Consider the following 19,040-nt stretch of genomic DNA (forward strand, 5'->3'; position numbering starts at 1 on the left):
TCGGACGCCATGGACTACTGCACCCCGTGCCGACGTCATCTCAACGGCGCTCTGGCCTGCGCGGGGTGCGGCACCCCCGCCGAAGCCCTGACCGCCGGGTCCGCCGCCGTGCCGCCCGGCGGGCGGCCGGAGCGGGAGAAGCCGCCGAGGAGGCGTGCGCGCCGGGCGCACCGGCGGCGGCGCCGCACCGTGCTGCTGTCCGTCGTCGGGGTCGTGCTGGCCGCCGGTGCCCTCAGCCTGGCCGAACTGGCGGTGGAGCCGGACGGCGGCGGGATCAGCGAGATGCTGCACGACGACACCGCCGAGGAGAGCGCCGCGCCGGGTCCGGTCCCCCCGCCGAGCGGGCGGACCGGGAGCTCCGCCCCCGCCGACGGCCCCTCCGCGGTCCCGGTCTCCGCGTCCGCGACCGGCCCGGCGCCGTCCGCCTCGGCGCCGCGCCCGGCACAGAGGACCGGCTCCCCGTCGTCGGCGACCGGCCCCGCGGCCGGCTCCTCCCCGCCCGCCGTGCGGACGACCACGGCCCCGCCCCCGGCGCCCCCGGCCCCCACGGGTACGCCGGTGACCGCCGCGCCGACCGAGGCCACCACCTCCGCCACGCCCCCGCCCACCTCTGCCGCGCCGAGCCCCACCCCGACCCCGGCCGTGTCACCGGCGGAGCCCTCGTGCTCCTGGTTCGAGTGGTGGTGCTGACGGTCCGCACGGGCCGTCGGAGTCAGGGCGCGACCGCGTCCGGGGCGTCGTCCCCGACCATCCGCCGCAGCAGATCGCGGAGCACCGTGCGCTCGGCGTGCGTAAGGCCGGCCAGCGGCTCCCGTGCGAAGTGCAGGGATCCGCGCAGCTCGCGGGCGGTGCGGGAGCCCTTCTCGGTCGGTGCGGCCAGTTTCACCCGGCGGTCGGACGGGTCGGGCCGCCGCTCGACGAGACCGCGCACCTCCAGCCGGTCGACGATCCCCGTGACGTTGGACGGTTCGCACTTCAGCTTCTGCGCGATCTTCCGCATGGGCATAGGTTCGAGGGAGAGCAGGCCCAGCACGCGGGCCTGCGCGCCGGTCAGTGAGTGGGCGGCGGCGGCCCGGTCGTACTCCTCGTAGTAGCGCGCGACGACGGTGCCGATCAGCTCGACGACTTCGAGGGTGACGGGGTCCGTGCGCGGGGTGGCCATGGAAGCCAGGATACCCAGTTACTTGACAAAGTGAAATATGCAGGAGCATGGTTGTTTCACGTCATGAAGCTTTTTCGGCACTGCTTCCGGCACCCGTCGGGACCCCTGTTCCCGGCGGCCCGCCGGGCGTCCGCCACCGGCCCGGACGGGGTCGTTCCGCGACCCCCTACCCGCCGGGGAGGGCTTCATCCGCACGACGCCATCCGTACGACGTTCCATCCGCACGACGTTGAGGAGACCCCGAGCCCATGTCTGCAGCACTTCCCGAGACCAGCCGTGAGTGGCACCTCGTCGCCCGCCCGCACGGCGAGCCGAAGGCCGAGGACTTCGCGCTGCGCGAGGCGCCGGTGTCCGAGCCCGCCGAGGGCCGCATCCTCGTGCGCAACCTGTACTTCTCGGTCGACCCCTACATGCGCGGCCGGATGAACGACGTGAAGTCGTACACCCCGCCGTTCAAGCTGGACCACCCGATGGACGGTGGCGCGGTCGGCGAGGTCGTCGCCACCAACGCGGACGGCTTCGCGGTCGGCGACCACGTGCTGCACGGTCTCGGCTGGCGCGAGTACTCCGAGGTCCCCGCCCAGTACGCGACCAAGGTGGACTCCGGCGTCGCGCCGCTCTCCGCCTACCTCGGCGTGCTCGGCATGACCGGCCTCACCGCGTACTCCGGTCTGCTGGAGGTCGCCTCGTTCAAGGAGGGCGACGCGGTCTTCGTCTCCGGCGCGGCCGGCGCCGTCGGCAGCCAGGTCGGCCAGATCGCCAAGCTCAAGGGCGCCTCCCGCGTCATCGGCTCGGCCGGGTCGGACGAGAAGGTCAAGGTCCTCATCGAGGAGTACGGCTTCGACGCCGCCTTCAACTACAAGAAGGGCCCGGTCCGCGACCAGCTCCGCGAGGCGGCCCCCGACGGCATCGACGTGTACTTCGACAACGTCGGCGGCGAGCACCTCGAAGCGGCCATCTCGTCGTTCAACGTGCACGGCCGCGCCGCGATCTGCGGCATGATCGCGCAGTACAACAGCACCGAGCCCACCCCGGCCCCGCGCAACCTCGCGCTGGTCATCGGCAAGCGGCTGCGGCTGGAGGGCATGCTGGTCGGCGACCACACCGCCCTGCGCCCCCGCTTCGTCGAGGAGGTCGGCGGCTGGCTGGCCTCCGGCGAGCTCAAGTACAACGAGACCTTCGTCGAGGGCATCGAGAACGGCTTCGAGGCGTTCGCGGGTCTCATGCGCGGCGAGAACACCGGGAAGATGATCGTCTCCCTCGCCTAGTCCGACCGTCCCCCGCCCCGTCCGACGCGGGCGGCGGAGCGTACGGGGTCTTCCCCGCACGCCCGGCGCCCGGCAGACTCGTCCGTACGCCGCCGCGGTCCGTGGGCGCGAACCGCGGCGCATCAGCAGGAGGAAAGAACAGCATGGCCATCGAGAACATCGAACCCCTGTACACCGCCGTCGCCACCGCCGAGAACGGCCGGGACGGCCGGGTGTCCTCGGACGACGGCAACCTCGACGTCGTCGTCAACCCGCCGAAGTCCATGGGCGGCAGCGGCAACGGCACCAACCCCGAGCAGCTCTTCGCGGCCGGTTACGCGGCCTGCTTCCAGAGCGCGCTCGGCGTCGTCGCCCGCCAGGAGAAGGTGTCCGTCGCCGGCTCCCGGGTCACCGCCCACGTCGGCATCGGCAAGAACGGCAACGGCGGCTTCGGTCTGACCGTGGAACTCCACGTCACCATCCCCGAGGTCGACACCGCCACCGCGCAGACCCTCGTCGAGAAGGCCCACCAGGTCTGCCCGTACTCGAACGCCACGCGCGGCAACATCAACGTGGAGCTGACGGTCGGCTGACCGTCCGCACCCTCAGGAGCACCGCAGGGCCGCCGTCCCGGAAAGCTGGGACGACGGCCCTGCCGTGTTGTCTCTTCCGGTCGGCGCTTCTCGTCTTGCCCTTCAGGAAGGGGCGGGACGAGTTCAGGAGCCGGATGCGGGCGGGGCGGGCCGGTGACCACCTGGCGGAATGACATCGTCCGGGCCCGGGGGGCGGCGACGGAAAGGCAGGTTCTCCGACTCTGCGGGACGTGACCACGTGCGATAGGGAGCGGGTGGTCCACCGCGTTCCCAGTACGGATCGGCGAGGTCGATGTCAGGGCTCTGTGTCACTGCGGTCAGGTCTGCCAGCATGCGCCGCGTGAGAGCCCGGTCGAGGTCCTCGGCCACGCCTTCGCTGCCCCATCTGACTACGAGTTCCGCCGCTTTCGAAAGGCCGTCCACGGTCGCGCCGGGGAACGCCAGAGCGAGTGAGGCACGGATTATCTCGACAGCGTCTTCGGACTGCACTCAGCGCCGCCTTTCGCACACGATGCAGATGCCCGCTTGGGCTGTGATCACCAGGCCCAGGTGAGCGGTGTCTTTCGCCTGCTTGAGGCATTCATGCCTGTCCAGGTGCGCGTACTGCGGTGTGGACAGCATGTCTCGGACGAAAACTTCCCAGTGGTCCTGTGCTCTCGACCAGTCGTTGCGGTGCGCGACGCGTACCCAGGCGTCGACGAAATTCTGCTGTGCGTACGTACCGTGAAAATACCTCCGCAGATCCGGTATGACTCCGGGGGGCCGAAGGCGTTGCCCCCACCGGCGCTTGCGGAAGAGCCTCGCGGTCGGAGTGGCCTTCACATTGCTGATGCGCTGCGATATCACCTGGCCTGCCACGCCGCCGATGACCGCCGGGACGAGAAGCCACCCGACAACGGAGGACAACCACAGCGGGAGCTTCGCCGGGGCGTCTATCAAGGTGAAAGACCGGTAGACGGAGCTCGGGGAGGTGGCGCTCGCTGCGTACACGTAGAGAGCGGTGGCGCCCGCCACCAGTGGGACTCCCCAGTCGATGAGCCACTGGGTGACTCCCTTGAGTGCCTTGCGGGAACGCCACGCCCGTCGCACGGTGCGGCGGACTCCGCCTTTTCCCGAGGCCAGTTTCAGATCTCCTGGGACCGGTATGGGTCCTCCGAACACGCGCGCCCCCCGTTTGTCCGCACAGCCGCCCCCTGGGCGCCATGCCCTCAAGGCTGGCTGGAATTCTGCACCACGAGGACCGAAGGCGTCGCCAACTCTCTCACACCGGTGCGAAATTCAGACTCAGGCGGTGAGGCCAGCTCGGCGACTGCCTGGCAGGAACACCGCAGGGCCTCTCCCCGAGTCGATTCGGGGAGAGGCCCTGCGGCCGTGCGGTGCCGGGCGCCGGATGGTCAGGCGCCCACGCGCCGCTTGTTCCACACGTCGAATCCGACGGCCGCCAGCAGCACCAGTCCCTTGATGACCTGCTGGTAGTCCGTGCCGATGCCGACCAGGGACATGCCGTTGTTGAGCACGCCGAGCACCAGGCCGCCGATGACCGCGCCGAAGACCGTGCCGACGCCGCCGCTCATCGAGGCACCGCCGATGAACGCCGCCGCGATGGCCTCCAGCTCGAAGTTGGTGCCGGCCTGCGGGACGCCCGCGTTCAGCCGGGCCGCGTAGACGACGCCCGCCAGCGCGGCGAGCACCCCCATGTTCACGAAGACCAGGAAGATGACGCGCTTGTCCTTGACCCCGGACAGCTTCGCCGCCGCCTGGTTGCCGCCGAGCGCGTAGACGTGGCGGCCGATGATCGCGTTGCGCATCACGTAGCCGAAGCCGATCAGCAGCGCCGCGAGCAGCAGCAGGACGACGGGGACGCCCCGGTAGCTCGCCAGGGTCATCGTGAAGGCGAGCACCGCCGCCACGATGGCCCCGCACTTGGCCAGGAACAGGCCCTTCGGAAGGACTTCGAGGGAGTACGCGCGCTGCCGGCGGCGGTCACGGACCTCCTGGAGCAGCGCGACGGCGAGCACCACCAGCCCCAGCAGCAGGGTCAGGTTGTGGTAGTTGGTCTCCGGCCCGACTTCCGGGAGATAGCCGGTGGAGATCTTCTGGAACCCCTCCGGGAACGGCCCCAGCGAGCGGCTGCCCAGCAGGATCTGGGTGCCGCCGCGGAACAGCAGCATCCCGGCGAGGGTGACGATGAACGACGGGATGCCGACGTACGCGATCCAGAACCCCTGCCACGCACCCGCCACCGCGCCCAGCACCAGGGCCAGGACGAGGGCGAGCACCCAGGGCACGTCGTGCTCGACCATCATCACCGCGCAGGCCGCCGAGACGAAGGCGGCCAGCGAGCCGACGGAGAGGTCGATGTGCCCGGCGATGATGACGATCATCATGCCGATGGCGAGGACCAGGATGTAACTGTTCTGCAGGACCAGGTTGGTGACGTTGTTCGGCCGGAGCAGGACGCCCTCGGTCCAGATCTCGAACAGCACGACGATCAGGACGAGCGCGATGAGCATCCCGTACTGGCGCATGTTGCGCCGGGCCGACTCCAGGAGCAGCGCGCCGGTGGTCCGGGCGCCGTCGCTCCCCGGACGGGCGTCGGCGGGGCCGGGCGACTTGCCCGCGGTGGTGGTCGTGGGGGACATCTGGCGTTACCTCTTGTCGCGGGTCATGTGGCGCATCAGGAGCTCCTGGGTGGCTTCCGCACGCGGAACCTCCCCGGTGAGCCGCCCGGCGGCCATCGTGTAGACGCGGTCGCACATGCCGAGCAGTTCGGGCAGTTCCGACGAGATCAGGACCACCGCCCTGCCCTCCGCGGCGAGCCGGTCGATGACGGTGTAGATCTCGTACTTCGCACCGACGTCGATGCCCCGCGTCGGCTCGTCCAGGATCAGCACGTCCGGACCGGCGAAGATCCACTTGCTGAGGACGACCTTCTGCTGGTTGCCGCCGGACAGCCGGCCGGCCTGCTCGAAGACGTTCGGGGCCTTGATGTTCATCGACTTCCGGTACGACTCGGCGACCCGGGTCTCCTCGTGCCCGTCCACCACGCCCCGCCGCGCCACCTTGGGCAGCGCGCCGAGGGTGATGTTGCGGCCGATGGTGTCGATGAGGTTGAGACCGAACTGCTTGCGGTCCTCGGTGACGTACGCGATGCCGTGGCCCATGGCCTCGGGGACCGTGCGGGTGCGGATCTCACGGCCGTCGCGCAGGACCGTGCCGCTGATGTTGCGGCCCCAGGAGCGCCCGAACAGACTCATGGCCAGCTCGGTGCGGCCCGCCCCCATCAGGCCGGCGAGACCGACGATCTCGCCGCGCCGGACCTCGAAGGAGACCTGGTCGACCACCTTGCGGTGCTGGTCGATGGGGTGGTGCACGGTCCAGTCGCGGACCTCCAGCGCCGGATGCGCGCCCGCGTCCCCGGTGTACGGGGTCCGGGGCGGGAAGCGGTGGTCCAGATCGCGGCCCACCATGCCCCGGATGATCCGGTCCTCCGTCGCCGACTCGGCGTGCACGTCCAGCGTCTCGACCGTGCGGCCGTCGCGGATCACGGTGACGGAGTCCGCGACGGCGGCGATCTCGCCCAACTTGTGCGAGATGATGATCGAGGTGATGCCCTGCTGCTTCAGCTCCTTGATGAGCAGGATCAGCCGCTCGCTGTCGTCGTCGTTGAGCGCGGCCGTCGGCTCGTCGAGGATGAGCAGCCGCACCTTCTTGGCGAGCGCCTTCGCGATCTCCACCAACTGCTGCTTGCCCACGCCGAGATCGGCTACGCGGGTCTGCGGATGCTCGTCCAGGCCGACCCGGGCGAGCAACTCGGCGGCGTGACGGAGCGTCTCGTTCCAGTCGATCATGCCGCGCCGGGCGTGCTCGTTGCCGAGGAACAGGTTCTCCGCGATGGAGAGGTAGGGCACCAGGGCGAGTTCCTGGTGGATGATGACGATGCCGCGCGCCTCGCTCGCCCGGATGTCCTTGAACGCGCACGGATCGCCCCGGAAGAGGATCTCCCCTTCGTAGCTCCCGTGCGGGTGCACGCCGCTGAGGACCTTCATCAGCGTCGACTTGCCGGCCCCGTTCTCCCCGCAGACCGCGTGCACCTCGCCCTCGGCGACCGTCAGGGTCACGTCGCTGAGGGCGCGCACGCCGGGGAACGTCTTGCCGATGGCCCGCATCTCCAGCACGGGCGGAGCGCCGGCCACTGTCTGGGCGGAACCGCTCACGAGAGGTCGCTCTCCTTGATGTAGCCCGAATCCACCAGCTCGGCGCGGTAGTTGGACTTGTCGACGCTGACCGGGTCGAGCAGGAAGGCCGGCACGACCTTCTTCTCGTTGTCGTACGTCGTGGTGTCGTTGACCTCGGGCTTCTTGTCGTTCAGCACCGCGTCGGCCATCTGCACGGCCTGCTTGGCGAGCGCACGGGTGTCCTTGTACACGGTCTGGGTCTGCTGCCCCGCGATGATCGACTTCACCGAGGCGACCTCGGCGTCCTGGCCGGTGACCAGCGGGTACGGCTTCGCCTTCGTGCCGTAACCGTCGGACTTCAGCGCCGAGATGATCCCGATCGAGATCCCGTCGTACGGGGAGAGCACCGCGTCCACGTCGGCCGAGGAGTACGCGGAGGTCAGCAGGTCGTCCATGCGCTTCTGGGCGGTGCCGCCGTCCCAGCGCAGGGTGGTGATCTGGTCCAGCTTCGTCTGCTTGCTGCGGACCACGAGCTGCTTGCTGTCGATGTACGGCTTGAGGGTCTTCCAGGCGCCCTCGAAGAAGTACCGCGTGTTGTTGTCGTCCGGCGAGCCGGCGAACAGCTCGATGTTGAACGGCCCCTTTCCGCTGCCGTCCTTCAGCCCGAGCTTCTCGACCAGGTAGCCGGCCTGCAGCTCGCCGACCTTCTCGTTGTCGAAGGAGGCGTAGTAGGAGACGTTCTCGGTGCCGAGGATCAGCCGGTCGTACGAGATGACCTTGATGCCCTGCTCGCCGGCCTGCCGCAGCACGTCGCCGAGCGCGCGGCCGTCGATCGCGGCGACGACCAGGACGTCGACCCCCTTGGTGATCATGTTCTCGATCTGGGAGACCTGCTGGTCGACGTCGTCCTCGCCGTACTGCAGATCCGTCTTGTAGCCGAGCTTCTTGAATTCGGCGGCCATGTTGCTGCCGTCGGCTATCCAGCGCTCCGACGACTTGGTGGGCATGGCGATGCCGACCGTGGCGCCCTCGGCTCCCTTCTTGTCCTGCTTGCTGCCGCCCTCGCCGCTCTGGCCGCAGGCGGCGAGGGCGAGGGACAGGGTGACGGCCGTGAGCACGGCGGCGGCTCGTGTGCTGCGCATGGGGGTCAGTCCTTCGGGGTGAGAGGGAACCGGTTCAGTGCGCCGGGGAGGCGTGAGCCGAGCGGCGACATGTCGCCGTCGGCGCCGTGCCGCGCCAGCAGATCGAGGGCGAGACGCCCGCGCCGGACCCGCTCCCGGGCGGTGTTCAGCGCGAGGTCCCGCAGGTGGCGGCCGTAGGGGTAGATGCCGGGGGCCTTGGCGAGACCGAACTTGAGGTAGAGCGGGGCGCCGCGGCGGACCAGCTCGGCGACCTCGTACATCCGTACGTAGCCGCCGAGGTCGTCGGGCGCCTCGATGTACAGGTCCATCGGGGCCCGCGACACCCGCCGGATCTCGCTGAAGTGGCTGAGGGTCAGGTCGGAGGGGATGTTGACCGAGTCCGCGCCCAGCCCCTCGAAGACGGCGAACGCGGCCGGGTTGACCGGCCCGATCAGCGCCGACACCTTGAAGGTGGTGTCGGCAGGCAGCGTGCCCGCCTCGCGCAGCCGGTGCAGGGTCCACAGCACCCCCTCGTCGGCGACCAGCAGGCACTTCACCCCCAACGAGGCGGCGCGCAGGGCGTCTTCGACGCAGCCGGCCAGCGCGTCGTGGCCGCGCGCCCGCAGTCCGGCGCCGCCGGAGTCGGTGCGGACCGAGGCGCCCGCGTCCCAGGTGCCGCGCGGGCCGGTGAACAGGCAGAGCTCCACGTCCCGTTCGGTGCAGCGCCCCACCATCTCGGTGATCTCGTCGTCGGTCAGCATCCACACGCCGCTGCCCTGGCTGATCCGGTGCACCGGGACACCGAGCCGTCCGGCCTCCTCCAGCACGGTGTTCAGCACCTCCGGGCCCTCCACGGAGGGCACCTCGGTGCGCCAGCGGCCGCCGTCGGGGAACGCATGCGGGGAGGCGTCCTCGGGGCAGAGGGCCGGTCCGCCCAGCCCCAGCGGGGTGAGCGCGGCCTCCCCCGGACGGCGGGGGAGGGTGGTCGGGGCGTCGGTCACGGCTGGTCCTTCGCGTTCGGCCGGTCAGCGGTCCGGCGGGGGCCGGGTCGACGGCCGGCGGGTCGTCTTCGGGTGCGCGGCGCGTCCGGGACACCGGACGGGGTGCGCGGGCGTGTGCGTGGACGGGTACGGCGACGTGGCGCGGCGTCCCTGATCAGGGCGGTGGGGGCGGAAGGAGGGGCGGGGGCCCCGTCCCGTTCACGGGCACAGCAGCACCTTCCCGGTCGCCGGGTCCCCGCTGCCCACCAGCGCCAGGGCCTGGGCGAACCCTTCCAGCGGAAAGGTGTGGGTGATCAGCGGCGCGGGATCGAGCACCCCGGCCGCGAACGCCCGCACCGCGTACGACCAGGCCGACGACGGTGCCCCGAACACGCTCCGCACGGTCAGCTGGCTCACCGAGAGGTGGACCGGGTCGATGCCCAGCGAGCCCGCGCCGAACATCCCCGTCAGCACCACCCGGCCACCGCGCCGCGCCAGCAGGCACGCGTCCGCCGCGGTCGTCGGGGCCCCGGCCGTCTCCACCACCAGGTCGAACCGGCCGTGCAGTTCCTCCGCCTCCTTCGGCGAACGGGCCGCGTCCGCCCCGAACTCCATGGCCAGCACAGCCCGTTCGGCACGCGGGTCGATCACGGTCAGCTCGCCGGGCGACACCGCGGCCAGCAACTGCACCGCGAGCAGCCCGAGGGTTCCCGCCCCCACCACGGCGACCCGCGCCCCCGGTTCGGGCGCGCCGGCCCGGACGGCGGCGGCCACCACCGCGGCCGGTTCCAGCAGCGCGGCGGCACGGAGGTCGGCGTCGTCGGGCAGCGGGTGCAGCAGCCGCTCCGCCACCACCACGTGGTCGGCGAAGGCGCCGGGCCGGGTGAACCCCGTCTCGTCGTACCCCGCGGTGCACAGCGAGGTCTCGCCCTCCCGGCACCGGTCGCACCGCCCGCAGGAGCGGAACCCCTCCGCGACGGTCCGCCGCCCCAGCAGGGCGGGATCGGCCCCCTCGCCCACCGCCTCGACGGTGCCGGCCCACTCGTGCCCCGGCACCACCGGATAGGTGACGTAACCGGGGGCGCGCCGGCCGTCGTACACCTCGCGGTCGCTCATGCAGATCCCGGCCGCCGCCACCCGCACCCGGACCTCGCCGGGGCCGGGCTCCGGCACCGGCAGGTGGTCGAGCCGGTGGCTGCCCGGCCGCTCCACCGTCAACGCCCGTGACGGAGCGCTCACTTCGGCTGCCTCTTCTCCCAGCCCTCGGCCCACAGGTCGAACTTCGCCTGCTGCTGGGGGAACTCGGCGGCGGCGTCCACGTCGAGCTCCACGCCGAGCCCCGGCGCGTGCGACAGCTCGAAACAGCCGGTGGCGGGGTCGACCTGGGGCGCGCCCTTCACGACCTTCTTGATCTCCGCGTCCGCGAAGTCGTTGAAGTGCTCCAGGATCTTGAAGTTCGGTGTGCATCCGGCCAGTTGGAGGCTGGCCGCGGTGAGCACCGGACCGCCGACGTTGTGCGGGGCGATCAGCGTGTAGTGCGTCTCGGCCGTCGCCGCGAGCTTGCGCGCCTCCAGGATGCCGCCGATGTGGCCGACGTCCGGCTGGATGATGTCGACGGCCTGCGACTCGAAGAGTTCCCGGAACTCGATCCGGTCGTGGATGCGTTCACCGGTGGCGATCGGCAGGTCCACCTTGCCGGCGACCTTCGCCAGCGCCTTGAGGTTCTCCGGCGGCACCGGCTCCTCCAGCCAGGCGGGCCGGAACGGCGCCATCTCCCGGGCGATCCGCACCGCCGTGGACGGGCTGAACCGGCCGTGCATCTCCAGCATCAGCTCCGCGTCCGGGCCTATCGCGTCACGGACCGCCTCGATCAGCGACACCGCGTAGCGGGTCTCCTCCTGGCCGAGCTCGAAGTGCCCGGTCCCGAACGGGTCGATCTTCAGGGCCCGGTACCCCCGCTCCCGCACCGCGGTGGCCGCCTTGTGGTACGCCTCGGGGGTCCGCTCGGTGGTGTACCAGCCGTTGGCGTACGCCTTCACCCGGTCGGTCACCTTGCCGCCGAGGAGCTGCCAGACCGGCACCCCGAGCGCCTTGCCCTTGATGTCCCAGCAGGCCATCTCCACCACCGCGATGCCGGACATCACGATCTCGCCGGCCCGGCCGTAGTCGCCGTACTTCATCCGCCGCACGAGGTCCTCCACGGCGAACGGGTCCGAGCCGGTGATGTGGTTGGCCGACGCCTCGCGCAGATAGCCGAGCAGGGCGTCGGTCCGGCCGAGCATCCGGGTCTCGCCCACACCGGTGAGGCCCTCGTCGGTGTGCACCTGGACGTAGGTGAGGTTGCGCCACGGGGTGCCGACGACATGGGTGGTGATTCCGGTGATGCGCACGGGAGTTGGCCCTCCAGGCTTGTTCGAAATACCGTCACTCGTTCGAAATGCTGGGCGTGACCGTAGGACGAGGTCCGGAGCATGTCAATGGTTCGCGCAGAGAGCGGTTCCCGGCACCCGGGCACGGTCCCGGCGCGGACCGTCGGCGGGCCCACGTACGCTGGCGCCATGAGCGATCTCGCGGCGGGTTTCGGGTACTTGGTCAAGGGGCAGCGGTGGGTCGTCCGCCGCGGGCGGAAGCTCGGCTTCGGCCTGCTGCCGGGGCTCATCACGCTCGTGGTCTACGCGGGCGCGCTGGTCGGGCTGGCTTACGGCGCCGACGACCTGGCCGGCTGGGCGACCCCGTTCGCCGACGACTGGTCCTCGCCCTGGCAGGGGCTGATCCGCAACACGCTGACCGCGCTGGTCTTCGTGTTCGGGATATTCCTCGCGGTCATCACCTTCACCGCCGTGACGCTTTTGGTGGGGCAGCCGTTCTACGAGTCGCTCTCCGAGGACGTCGACCGCGACCGGGGCGGCGAGGTCCCCGAGTCGGGGCTGTCGCTCGGACGCGAGATCTGGATCTCGGCCCGCGACTCCGTCCGCGTGCTGCTGAGGGTCGCGCTGTACGGGATCGTCCTGTTCGCCCTCGGGTTCGTGCCCGTGATCGGCCAGACGGTCGTGCCGGTCCTCGGCTTCTGCGTCTCCGGCTACTTCCTCGCCCAGGAGCTGACCTCGGTGGCGCTCCAGCGGCGCGGGGTGGAACTGCGCGAACGGCTCGCCCTGCTCCGGGGCCGCAAGCTGCTGGTGCTCTCCTTCGGCGTACCGCTCACCCTCGCGTTCCTGGTGCCGGTGGTCGCGGTGTTCCTGATGCCGGGAGCGGTCGCCGGGGCGACGCTGCTGGTCCGCGACCTGGTCGACGCGGACGCCGACGCCGACGCCGACGCCGACGCGGACGCCGACACCCGCCGTGGCGGCGGGCCGGACGCCGGGAGCCCGTTCCGGCCGGTCTCCGGCTGACGCGGGAACAGGGCTGACGCGGGAACAGGGCGGGGGCGAGAGCGGGGCGGGGGCGAGAGCGGGGTGGGTCTCGGGGCCGCTCAGTCCCGCGTTCCGGCTTCCCCGTCCCGCCGTGCCGCCCGCCCCGCCGCGCCCGGCCCCTCCAGCAGCTCCAGGAAGTCCCGGAACGCGGCCGGCATGTCCACCGCCGACGGGTCCAGCAGCCACTGGTACTGCAAGCCGTCCAGCACCGCCACCATCAGCACCGCCGCCCGCTCCGGCGTGAGCCCGCCGGGCAGCACCTCGCCGTACTCCGCGCGCAGCGAGGCCGCCATGTCGGCGCGGACCTGGACGTAACGGGTGGTGAAGAACTCCCGCGCCGGATGGTCCTCGGTGACGCTCTCGCCGAGCAGCGCCGAGAAGGTCTGCACGACGCCGGGGCGCATCGCGTTGTACTCCACCAGGGAAGCCAGCAGGTCGGGGCGCCACGCGCCGCCGCCGCGCGCCGCGCCGCCGCCGGTGTCCCAGCGGTCCCGGTCCTCCAGCACCGCGACCAGCAGCGCCTCCTTGGTGGGGAAGTAGTGCAGCAGCCCCTGCTGGCTGAGCCCCACCCGCTCCGCGACCGCGCCCAGCGTCGCGCCGCGGTAGCCCCGCTCCGCGATCACCGTGAGCGCGGCGGCCAGGATCTCCGCCCGGCGCTCCTCGCTCCTGGCCCGTGCCATGTCCCGTTCCTTCCCCGCAGTGGATCCCCGTCGGCAGGACCGTACGGTATCCCGGCCCTCTGAATATTACGTAACAGTCACGAAACCTACCGATCTACTGGTGAACGAGTCACCATGGAGACCGGTCCACCGCCGACGGTGGACCGGCCGGCAGGCACCCCCCTGCCCACCCGCGATGACCAGGAGGTACGGCCGTGGCAGCCGCGTCCACATCCAGTGACCCCAGCAACGCCCGCGACACCGGTGCCGCGGAGGCGGCCCGGCAGGCGGCCGTCGACGCGGCGCTCGCCGCCCTCGGCCTCGACGACAAGGCCCGGCTGCTGGCCGGCCAGGACATGTGGTCGCTGCCCGCGGCCCCGTCGGTCGGGCTGCGCTCCCTCGTCATGTCCGACGGGCCCATCGGCGTCCGGGGCGTGCGCTGGACCGCCGAGGACCCGTCGGTCGCCCTGCCCTCGCCCACCGCGCTGGCCGCCGCCTGGGACCCGGCCCTCGCCCGCCGGGCCGGCCGGCTGCTCGCCCAGGAGGCCCGCCGCAAGGGCGTCGACGTGCTCCTCGCGCCCACGGTCAACCTGCACCGCTCACCCGTCGGCGGACGCCACTTCGAGGCGTACAGCGAGGACCCGTTCCTCACTGGTGAGATCGGCTCCGGCTACGTGCGCGGCGTGCAGGAAGGGGGCGTGGGCACCACCGTCAAGCACTTCGTCGCCAACGACGCCGAGACCGACCGCTTCACCGTCGACAACATCGTCGCCCCCCGGCCGCTGCGCGAGCTCTATCTCGCCCCCTTCGAACGGATCGTCAAGAACGCCCACCCCTGGGGCATCATGGCGGCGTACAACCAGGTCAACGGCTCCACGATGACCGAGCACCGGTACCTGCAGAATGTCGTGCTGCGCGGCGAATGGGGCTTCGACGGCTTCATCGTCTCCGACTGGCTCGCTGCCCGCTCCACCGCCGCCGCGATCCGCGGCGGCCTCGACGCCGCGATGCCCGGCCCCGACACCGTCTACGGACCGGCGCTCGCCGCCGCCGTCCGCGCGGGCGAGGTCGAGGAGAGCGACGTCGACACCGCCGTACGCAACATCCTGGTGCTGGCCGCCCGGGTCGGCGCCCTGGACGGCGCGCCGCCCGCCGTGGACCCCGCAGACCTGCCCGCGGCCGTCGACGGCGACGCGCTGGCCCGCGAGATCGCCCGCCGCTCGTTCGTCCTGGTCCGCAACGCCGGCGGCGTGCTGCCGCTCGGCGGCTCCGGCGGCTCCGCCGACTCGGACGGCTCCGTGGCCCTGATCGGCGCGCTCGCCCGGGACGCCCGGATCCTCGGCGGCGGCTCCGCCCAGGTCTTCCCCGACCACGTGGTCTCCCCGCTCGACGGACTCACCGCCGCGCTCCCCGAGGGCGCGCTCAGCTACACCGTCGGAGCCGACCCCGCCACCGAACTGGCCGTCGCCGAGCAGGGTTTCGAGCTGACCGCGGTCTGCCGCGACGCCTCCGGGGCGGTCCTCGGCAGCACCCCGCTGTACGGCGGGCAGATCCAGTGGATCGGCGCCGACCTGCCCGAAGGCGTCGACTACGAGACGCTGCACAGCGTCGAGGTCACCGGCACCTTCACCCCGCGCGAGAGCGGCGAGCACACCTTCGGAACCCGCGGCATCGGCGGCTTCACGCTCGCAGTCGACGGCCAGACCCTCTTCGAGGGCGTCCAGACCCCCGCCTCCGCCGACGACCCGATGGAGGCCATCTTCGGCTCGCTGGCCGAACGCGGCCGGGCCACCCTGACCGCGGGCGAACCGGTCCCGGTCTCGCTGCACTGCGTCGTCCCGCCCACCGGCGGACTCCCTCTGCGGGGCGTGGCGTTCTCCCTCGTCCACCTCGGGCCGCAGCGCGACCCGAGGGAGCTGATCGCCGACGCCGTGGAGGCCGCCCGCGCCGCCGGCACCGCCGTCGTGGTCGTCGGCACCACCGAGCAGGTGGAGTCCGAGGGCTTCGACCGCAAGGACCTGCGGCTCCCCGGCCACCAGGACGCACTGGTACGGGCGGTGGCCGCCGCCAACCCGCGCACCGTGGTCGTCGTCAACGCCGGGTCACCGGTCGAACTGCCCTGGCGCGACGAGGTGGCCGCCGTGCTGCTGAGCTGGTTCCCCGGCCAGGAGGGCGGCGCCGCACTCGTCGACGTCCTGCTCGGCACCGCCGAGCCCGGTGGCCGGCTCCCCACCACCTGGCCCGTCGCCCTGGACGACGCCCCGGTGCGCCGGACCGCCCCCACGGACGGCCGACTCCCCTACGACGAGGGTGTCTTCATCGGCTACCGCGCCTGGGACAAGGCCGGCGCCAGGCCCGCGTACCCCTTCGGCCACGGCCTCGGCTACACCACCTGGGAGCACGAGGCGCTCGACCTCACGCCCGGGTCGGCCACCGTCCGGGTCCGCAACACCGGCACCCGGCCCGGCGGCGACATCGTGCAGATCTACCTCGCCCCGCAGAGCCCCGACGCCGACCGCCCGGCCCGCTGGCTCGCCGGATTCGCGCGGGTCGAGGCGGCGCCCGGCGAGAGCGTCGAGGTCACCGTCCCGCTGGAGCGGCGCTCCTTCGAGATCTGGGACGAGGCCGCGGGCGACTGGACGCTGGTCCCCGGCACCTACGAGGTCCGGGCGGCGCGCTCGCTCACCGACGTCACCCTGACCGCCGCCCTGGACGTCAAGGGATAGCCGCCGGGCGCACGCAGGTACGGGCCCCGCGCTCCGGCGCGCGGCCCGTACCCCGGCGCAGGCCCCCTCAGCGCACCGAGAAGCCGTACACCGTCGTGGACGCGAATTCCTCGCCCGGCCGCAGCACCGTGCTCGGGAACGCCGGTCGGTTCGGCGAGTCGGGGAAGTGCTGGGTCTCCAGCGCGATCCCGCCGCACGGCCCGAACGTCTCCTCGCCCAGGTGGTCGGCGGTGTAGAGCTGGAGACCCGGCTCGGTGGTCCGCACCGTCAGCACCCGGCCCGACCCGGCGTCGTACAGCTCCGCCGCGACGCCCTCGCCGGGCGCGTCCAGCACGTAGTTGTGGTCGTACCCGGCCTCCACCGGCCGCGCCGCGCGGAAGTCGAAGCGGGTCCCGTCCACCGGCGCGATCTCGCCGGTCGGCAACGACTCGCCGTCCACCGGCGTGTAGTGCCCGGCGGCGATCCGCAGCTCGTGCCCGAGCGCGCTGCCGCTGCCGGCGCCCGCCAGGTTCCAGTACGAGTGGTCGGTGAGGTTGACCACCGTCGGCGCGTCCGTCGTCGCCCGGTAGTCGATCCGCAGTGCCCCGCCCGCCTCCAGGCGGTACGTCACCGTGACCGCGAGGCGCCCCGGGAAGCCCTCCTCGCCGTCCTCGGCGACCAGGGACAGCTCCACGCCGTCCTCGACCGCCCGCGCGTCCCAGACCCGCTTGTCGAAGCCGCGCGCGCCGCCGTGCAGGTGGTTGCGCCCCTCGTTCGCGGTGATCTCGTAGGTGCGCCCGTCCAGTTCGAAGGCGCTGCCCCCGATCCGGTTGGCGTACCGGCCCACCGTCGCGCCGAAGTAGGGCGCGGCGTGGGCGACGTACCCGGCGAGGTCCGGCAGGCCGAGCGCGATCTCGTCCGCCGTCCCGTCCCGGCCCGGCGTCCGCACGGACTGCAGGATGCCGCCGTAGGTCAGCACCCGCACCCGGGTGCCCTCCCGCTCCAGGGTCCAGCGCTCGACGGCCGTGCCGTCCGCCGTCTCGCCGAAGCCGTCCGTGTCCGTGGTCGTACTCGTCTCCATGATCACGGACTTTACGCCGGGTCCCTCGCCGTCACCGCGCGGTAGGCGATCTCAGCGAGCCGGGCCTGGCCGGCCCGGCCCGGGTGGAACCAGTCCCAGGTGCTGAGCTGCGCCCCGGTGAAGGGGTAGTCGAAGACCGCGCCGCCGTCGTGACGGCACAGCTCGTCCTTGGCGCAGACCTCGCGCAGCACCTGGTTGTAGGCCATCACCCGGTCCCGCACCGCCGACCGGCGGGCCGTGGCCGCTTCGCCGAGGTCGTCCGCGTCGCCCAGCATCGAGGTGCAGATGCCGAGCGCCCAGATCTTCTTGACCAGGTCGTGCTGACGCCCCGTCGACCAGAGCCGGTGCAGGTCGGGCACGCTCGCCACGTACACCTGGGTCTTCGGCGCTGCCGACCGCAGCGCGCGCATCGACGCCTCGAAGGAGGCGCGGAAGTCCTCCACCGGGGTCATCACGTCCACCGAGGCCCGGCAGGCGTCGTTGGCGCCGATCATCACTGTCACCAGGCCGGGCCGGTCCTTCGCCGCCGCCGCCATCTGCTCCGGCAACTGCGCGATGCGCGCGCCGGACACCGCGTGGTTCCAGCTGTGGGTCCGGATGTGCGCCGGGCCGAGCAGCCGGAGCGCGAGGCTGTCGACCGAGGCGTCGGTGCCCGTCGCCCACGACACCTCCGGGCAGTCGGCCAGCACCGAGCAGGCGTCGAAGCCGCGGGTCATGGAATCGCCGACCGCCGCGACCGAGGCCGGCTCCCGGTTCCACGCGGAGGCGGGGGCGGCGGCGCCGGCGGACTGACGGCCGCTTCCGGGGGCGCTCTTCGGACCGTCGTCGCCGCCGCTCGTGCAGCCCGCCAGCACCGCGAGCGACAGCGCCGCCGCCGTCACGGCCGCGACGCGCCCGCGCCGACGCCCCGTCAGCCGCCCCGCCCGCCCGGTCGATTCCGGCATTCCAGTCCTGCCCGGCATTCCGGACCTCCGTACTCCCTGGTCTATGCCCATGGCCCGTGCCCCCGGCCGACCCGCAACCGCAGGTCGGGGCGGCGATGCGCACCCGCGGGTGAATGCGCCGGATTCAAGGGGCCAGGACGACCGTACGTCACCCAACCGGCCCTCGGGCACGGTAGCTTTTTCCCGTCGAACCAGTGACGTAAGCGCGCCCACCCCGCGTGGTAAGTGCGATACATCACCTCATGTCACATATTGTCACCTTCCTGGAGATCAAATCGCGATGCTGTTCCCTGGGGACAGACCCGGGATACGGCCAGGCAGAGGCGGTAGGGGCGCGAGGCCGCTGGGGAAGGCGTACCTCGTCCCACACGGGAGGTTCCGGTGACGACACGTGGAGTCCTGTACGTACACTCCGCACCCCGCGCGCTGTGCCCGCACGTCGAATGGGCGGTGGCGGGCGTGCTCGGCGTGCGGGTCCAGCTCGACTGGACCAGACAGCCCGCCGCACCCGGCACCTGGCGGTCCGAGTTCTCCTGGCAGGCGTCGGCGGGCACGGCGTCCCAGCTCGCCTCCGCGCTGCGCGGCTGGGACCTGCTGCGCTTCGAGGTGACCGCCGAGCCCACCCCCGCCGCCGAGGGCGAGCGCTACAGCTCCACCCCCACGCTCGGCATCTTCCACGCCGTCACCGGCATGCACGGCGACATCCTGGTCCCCGAGGACCGGCTGCGGGCCGCACTCGCCCGCTCCGCGGCCGGCGAGAGCGACCTCGGTGCGGAGGTCTCCCGACTGCTCGGCAAGCCATGGGACGACGAACTGGAGTCCTTCCGGCACGCCGGCGAGGGCGCCCCGGTCCGCTGGCTCCACCAGGTCGTCTGAGGGCCGGGCCGTCCGGGCACCGGCTCGTCCGGGGCGGCCCGTCCGCCGCGCCCCGCGCACACGACCGAGCCCGCCCCTGCCGGA

At 72.2% G+C, this 19,040-nt stretch carries 17 protein-coding genes; 6 read left to right on the top strand and 11 right to left on the bottom strand.

The window, feature by feature from the left end; all coding sequences use genetic code 11:
- Positions 1-9: 9 nt before the first annotated feature.
- Positions 10-690 (top strand): hypothetical protein, encoded by a 681-nt coding sequence (locus Q0994_RS07060; RefSeq protein ID WP_299530438.1) that lies wholly within the window; start codon positions 10-12, stop codon positions 688-690.
- Positions 691-712: 22 nt separating this feature from the next.
- On the opposite strand, the gene Q0994_RS07065 is transcribed toward Q0994_RS07060, so the two are convergent.
- Positions 713-1,162 carry a MarR family winged helix-turn-helix transcriptional regulator gene (locus Q0994_RS07065; RefSeq protein ID WP_299530440.1) on the bottom strand — a complete coding sequence of 150 codons (450 nt, stop codon included), beginning with the start codon at positions 1,160-1,162 and terminating at the stop codon, positions 713-715.
- Between the two features lie 248 nt (positions 1,163-1,410).
- Between Q0994_RS07065 and Q0994_RS07070 the strand changes: the two genes are divergently transcribed.
- On the top strand, positions 1,411-2,430 hold the full coding sequence (locus Q0994_RS07070; protein ID WP_299530442.1) for an NADP-dependent oxidoreductase: 1,020 nt from the start codon (positions 1,411-1,413) through the stop codon (positions 2,428-2,430).
- A gap of 143 nt (positions 2,431-2,573) precedes the next feature.
- Positions 2,574-3,002 carry an organic hydroperoxide resistance protein gene (locus Q0994_RS07075; protein WP_299530444.1) on the top strand — a complete coding sequence of 143 codons (429 nt, stop codon included), beginning with the start codon at positions 2,574-2,576 and terminating at the stop codon, positions 3,000-3,002.
- Between the two features lie 489 nt (positions 3,003-3,491).
- Here the strand turns inward: Q0994_RS07075 and Q0994_RS07080 are convergent, their stop codons facing one another.
- From Q0994_RS07080 to Q0994_RS07110, 7 genes are all read right to left on the bottom strand, one after another.
- Entirely contained in the window at positions 3,492-4,091 is a 600-nt protein-coding gene (locus Q0994_RS07080) for a DUF6313 family protein (RefSeq protein ID WP_299530446.1), read from the bottom strand.
- A 305-nt stretch (positions 4,092-4,396) separates the two neighbouring features.
- Complete coding sequence (mmsB, locus tag Q0994_RS07085) at positions 4,397-5,644, bottom strand: multiple monosaccharide ABC transporter permease (protein WP_299530449.1); 1,248 nt, start codon at positions 5,642-5,644, stop codon at positions 4,397-4,399.
- Positions 5,645-5,650: 6 nt separating this feature from the next.
- Positions 5,651-7,171 (bottom strand): multiple monosaccharide ABC transporter ATP-binding protein, encoded by a 1,521-nt coding sequence (mmsA, locus tag Q0994_RS07090; protein ID WP_299531297.1) that lies wholly within the window; start codon positions 7,169-7,171, stop codon positions 5,651-5,653.
- Between the two features lie 44 nt (positions 7,172-7,215).
- On the bottom strand, positions 7,216-8,322 hold the full coding sequence (chvE, locus tag Q0994_RS07095; protein WP_299530452.1) for a multiple monosaccharide ABC transporter substrate-binding protein: 1,107 nt from the start codon (positions 8,320-8,322) through the stop codon (positions 7,216-7,218).
- Between the two features lie 5 nt (positions 8,323-8,327).
- The gene (locus Q0994_RS07100) at positions 8,328-9,302 is read right to left on the bottom strand and encodes a hypothetical protein (protein WP_299530454.1); all 975 of its coding nucleotides are present in this window, start codon (positions 9,300-9,302) and stop codon (positions 8,328-8,330) included.
- Between the two features lie 198 nt (positions 9,303-9,500).
- On the bottom strand, positions 9,501-10,520 hold the full coding sequence (locus Q0994_RS07105) for a zinc-binding dehydrogenase (RefSeq protein ID WP_299530457.1): 1,020 nt from the start codon (positions 10,518-10,520) through the stop codon (positions 9,501-9,503).
- Complete coding sequence (locus tag Q0994_RS07110; RefSeq protein ID WP_299530460.1) at positions 10,517-11,671, bottom strand: mandelate racemase/muconate lactonizing enzyme family protein; 1,155 nt, start codon at positions 11,669-11,671, stop codon at positions 10,517-10,519. Before Q0994_RS07110 ends, Q0994_RS07105 begins: the two co-directional genes overlap by 4 nt.
- 168 nt (positions 11,672-11,839) lie before the next feature.
- On the opposite strand from Q0994_RS07110, the gene Q0994_RS07115 reads away from it, so the two are divergent.
- Positions 11,840-12,670, top strand: coding sequence for an EI24 domain-containing protein (locus Q0994_RS07115; RefSeq protein ID WP_299530462.1), 831 nt, complete (start codon positions 11,840-11,842; stop codon positions 12,668-12,670).
- An 80-nt stretch (positions 12,671-12,750) separates the two neighbouring features.
- On the opposite strand, the gene Q0994_RS07120 is transcribed toward Q0994_RS07115, so the two are convergent.
- Entirely contained in the window at positions 12,751-13,371 is a 621-nt protein-coding gene (locus tag Q0994_RS07120) for a TetR/AcrR family transcriptional regulator (RefSeq protein ID WP_299530464.1), read from the bottom strand.
- A 194-nt stretch (positions 13,372-13,565) separates the two neighbouring features.
- Here Q0994_RS07120 and Q0994_RS07125 point away from each other — a divergent pair, with 194 nt between their 5' ends.
- Positions 13,566-16,076, top strand: coding sequence for a glycoside hydrolase family 3 C-terminal domain-containing protein (locus Q0994_RS07125; protein ID WP_299530466.1), 2,511 nt, complete (start codon positions 13,566-13,568; stop codon positions 16,074-16,076).
- Between the two features lie 67 nt (positions 16,077-16,143).
- On the opposite strand, the gene Q0994_RS07130 is transcribed toward Q0994_RS07125, so the two are convergent.
- The gene (locus tag Q0994_RS07130; RefSeq protein ID WP_299530468.1) at positions 16,144-17,136 is read right to left on the bottom strand and encodes an aldose epimerase family protein; all 993 of its coding nucleotides are present in this window, start codon (positions 17,134-17,136) and stop codon (positions 16,144-16,146) included.
- An 11-nt stretch (positions 17,137-17,147) separates the two neighbouring features.
- On the bottom strand, positions 17,148-18,080 hold the full coding sequence (locus Q0994_RS07135; RefSeq protein WP_299530470.1) for an SGNH/GDSL hydrolase family protein: 933 nt from the start codon (positions 18,078-18,080) through the stop codon (positions 17,148-17,150).
- 381 nt (positions 18,081-18,461) lie between these two features.
- Between Q0994_RS07135 and Q0994_RS07140 the strand changes: the two genes are divergently transcribed.
- On the top strand, positions 18,462-18,956 hold the full coding sequence (locus tag Q0994_RS07140) for a DUF3145 domain-containing protein (RefSeq protein WP_299530472.1): 495 nt from the start codon (positions 18,462-18,464) through the stop codon (positions 18,954-18,956).
- Positions 18,957-19,040 lie beyond the last annotated feature (84 nt).

The organism is uncultured Streptomyces sp., assembly GCF_947488945.1.
Lineage (GTDB): Bacteria > Actinomycetota > Actinomycetes > Streptomycetales > Streptomycetaceae > Streptomyces.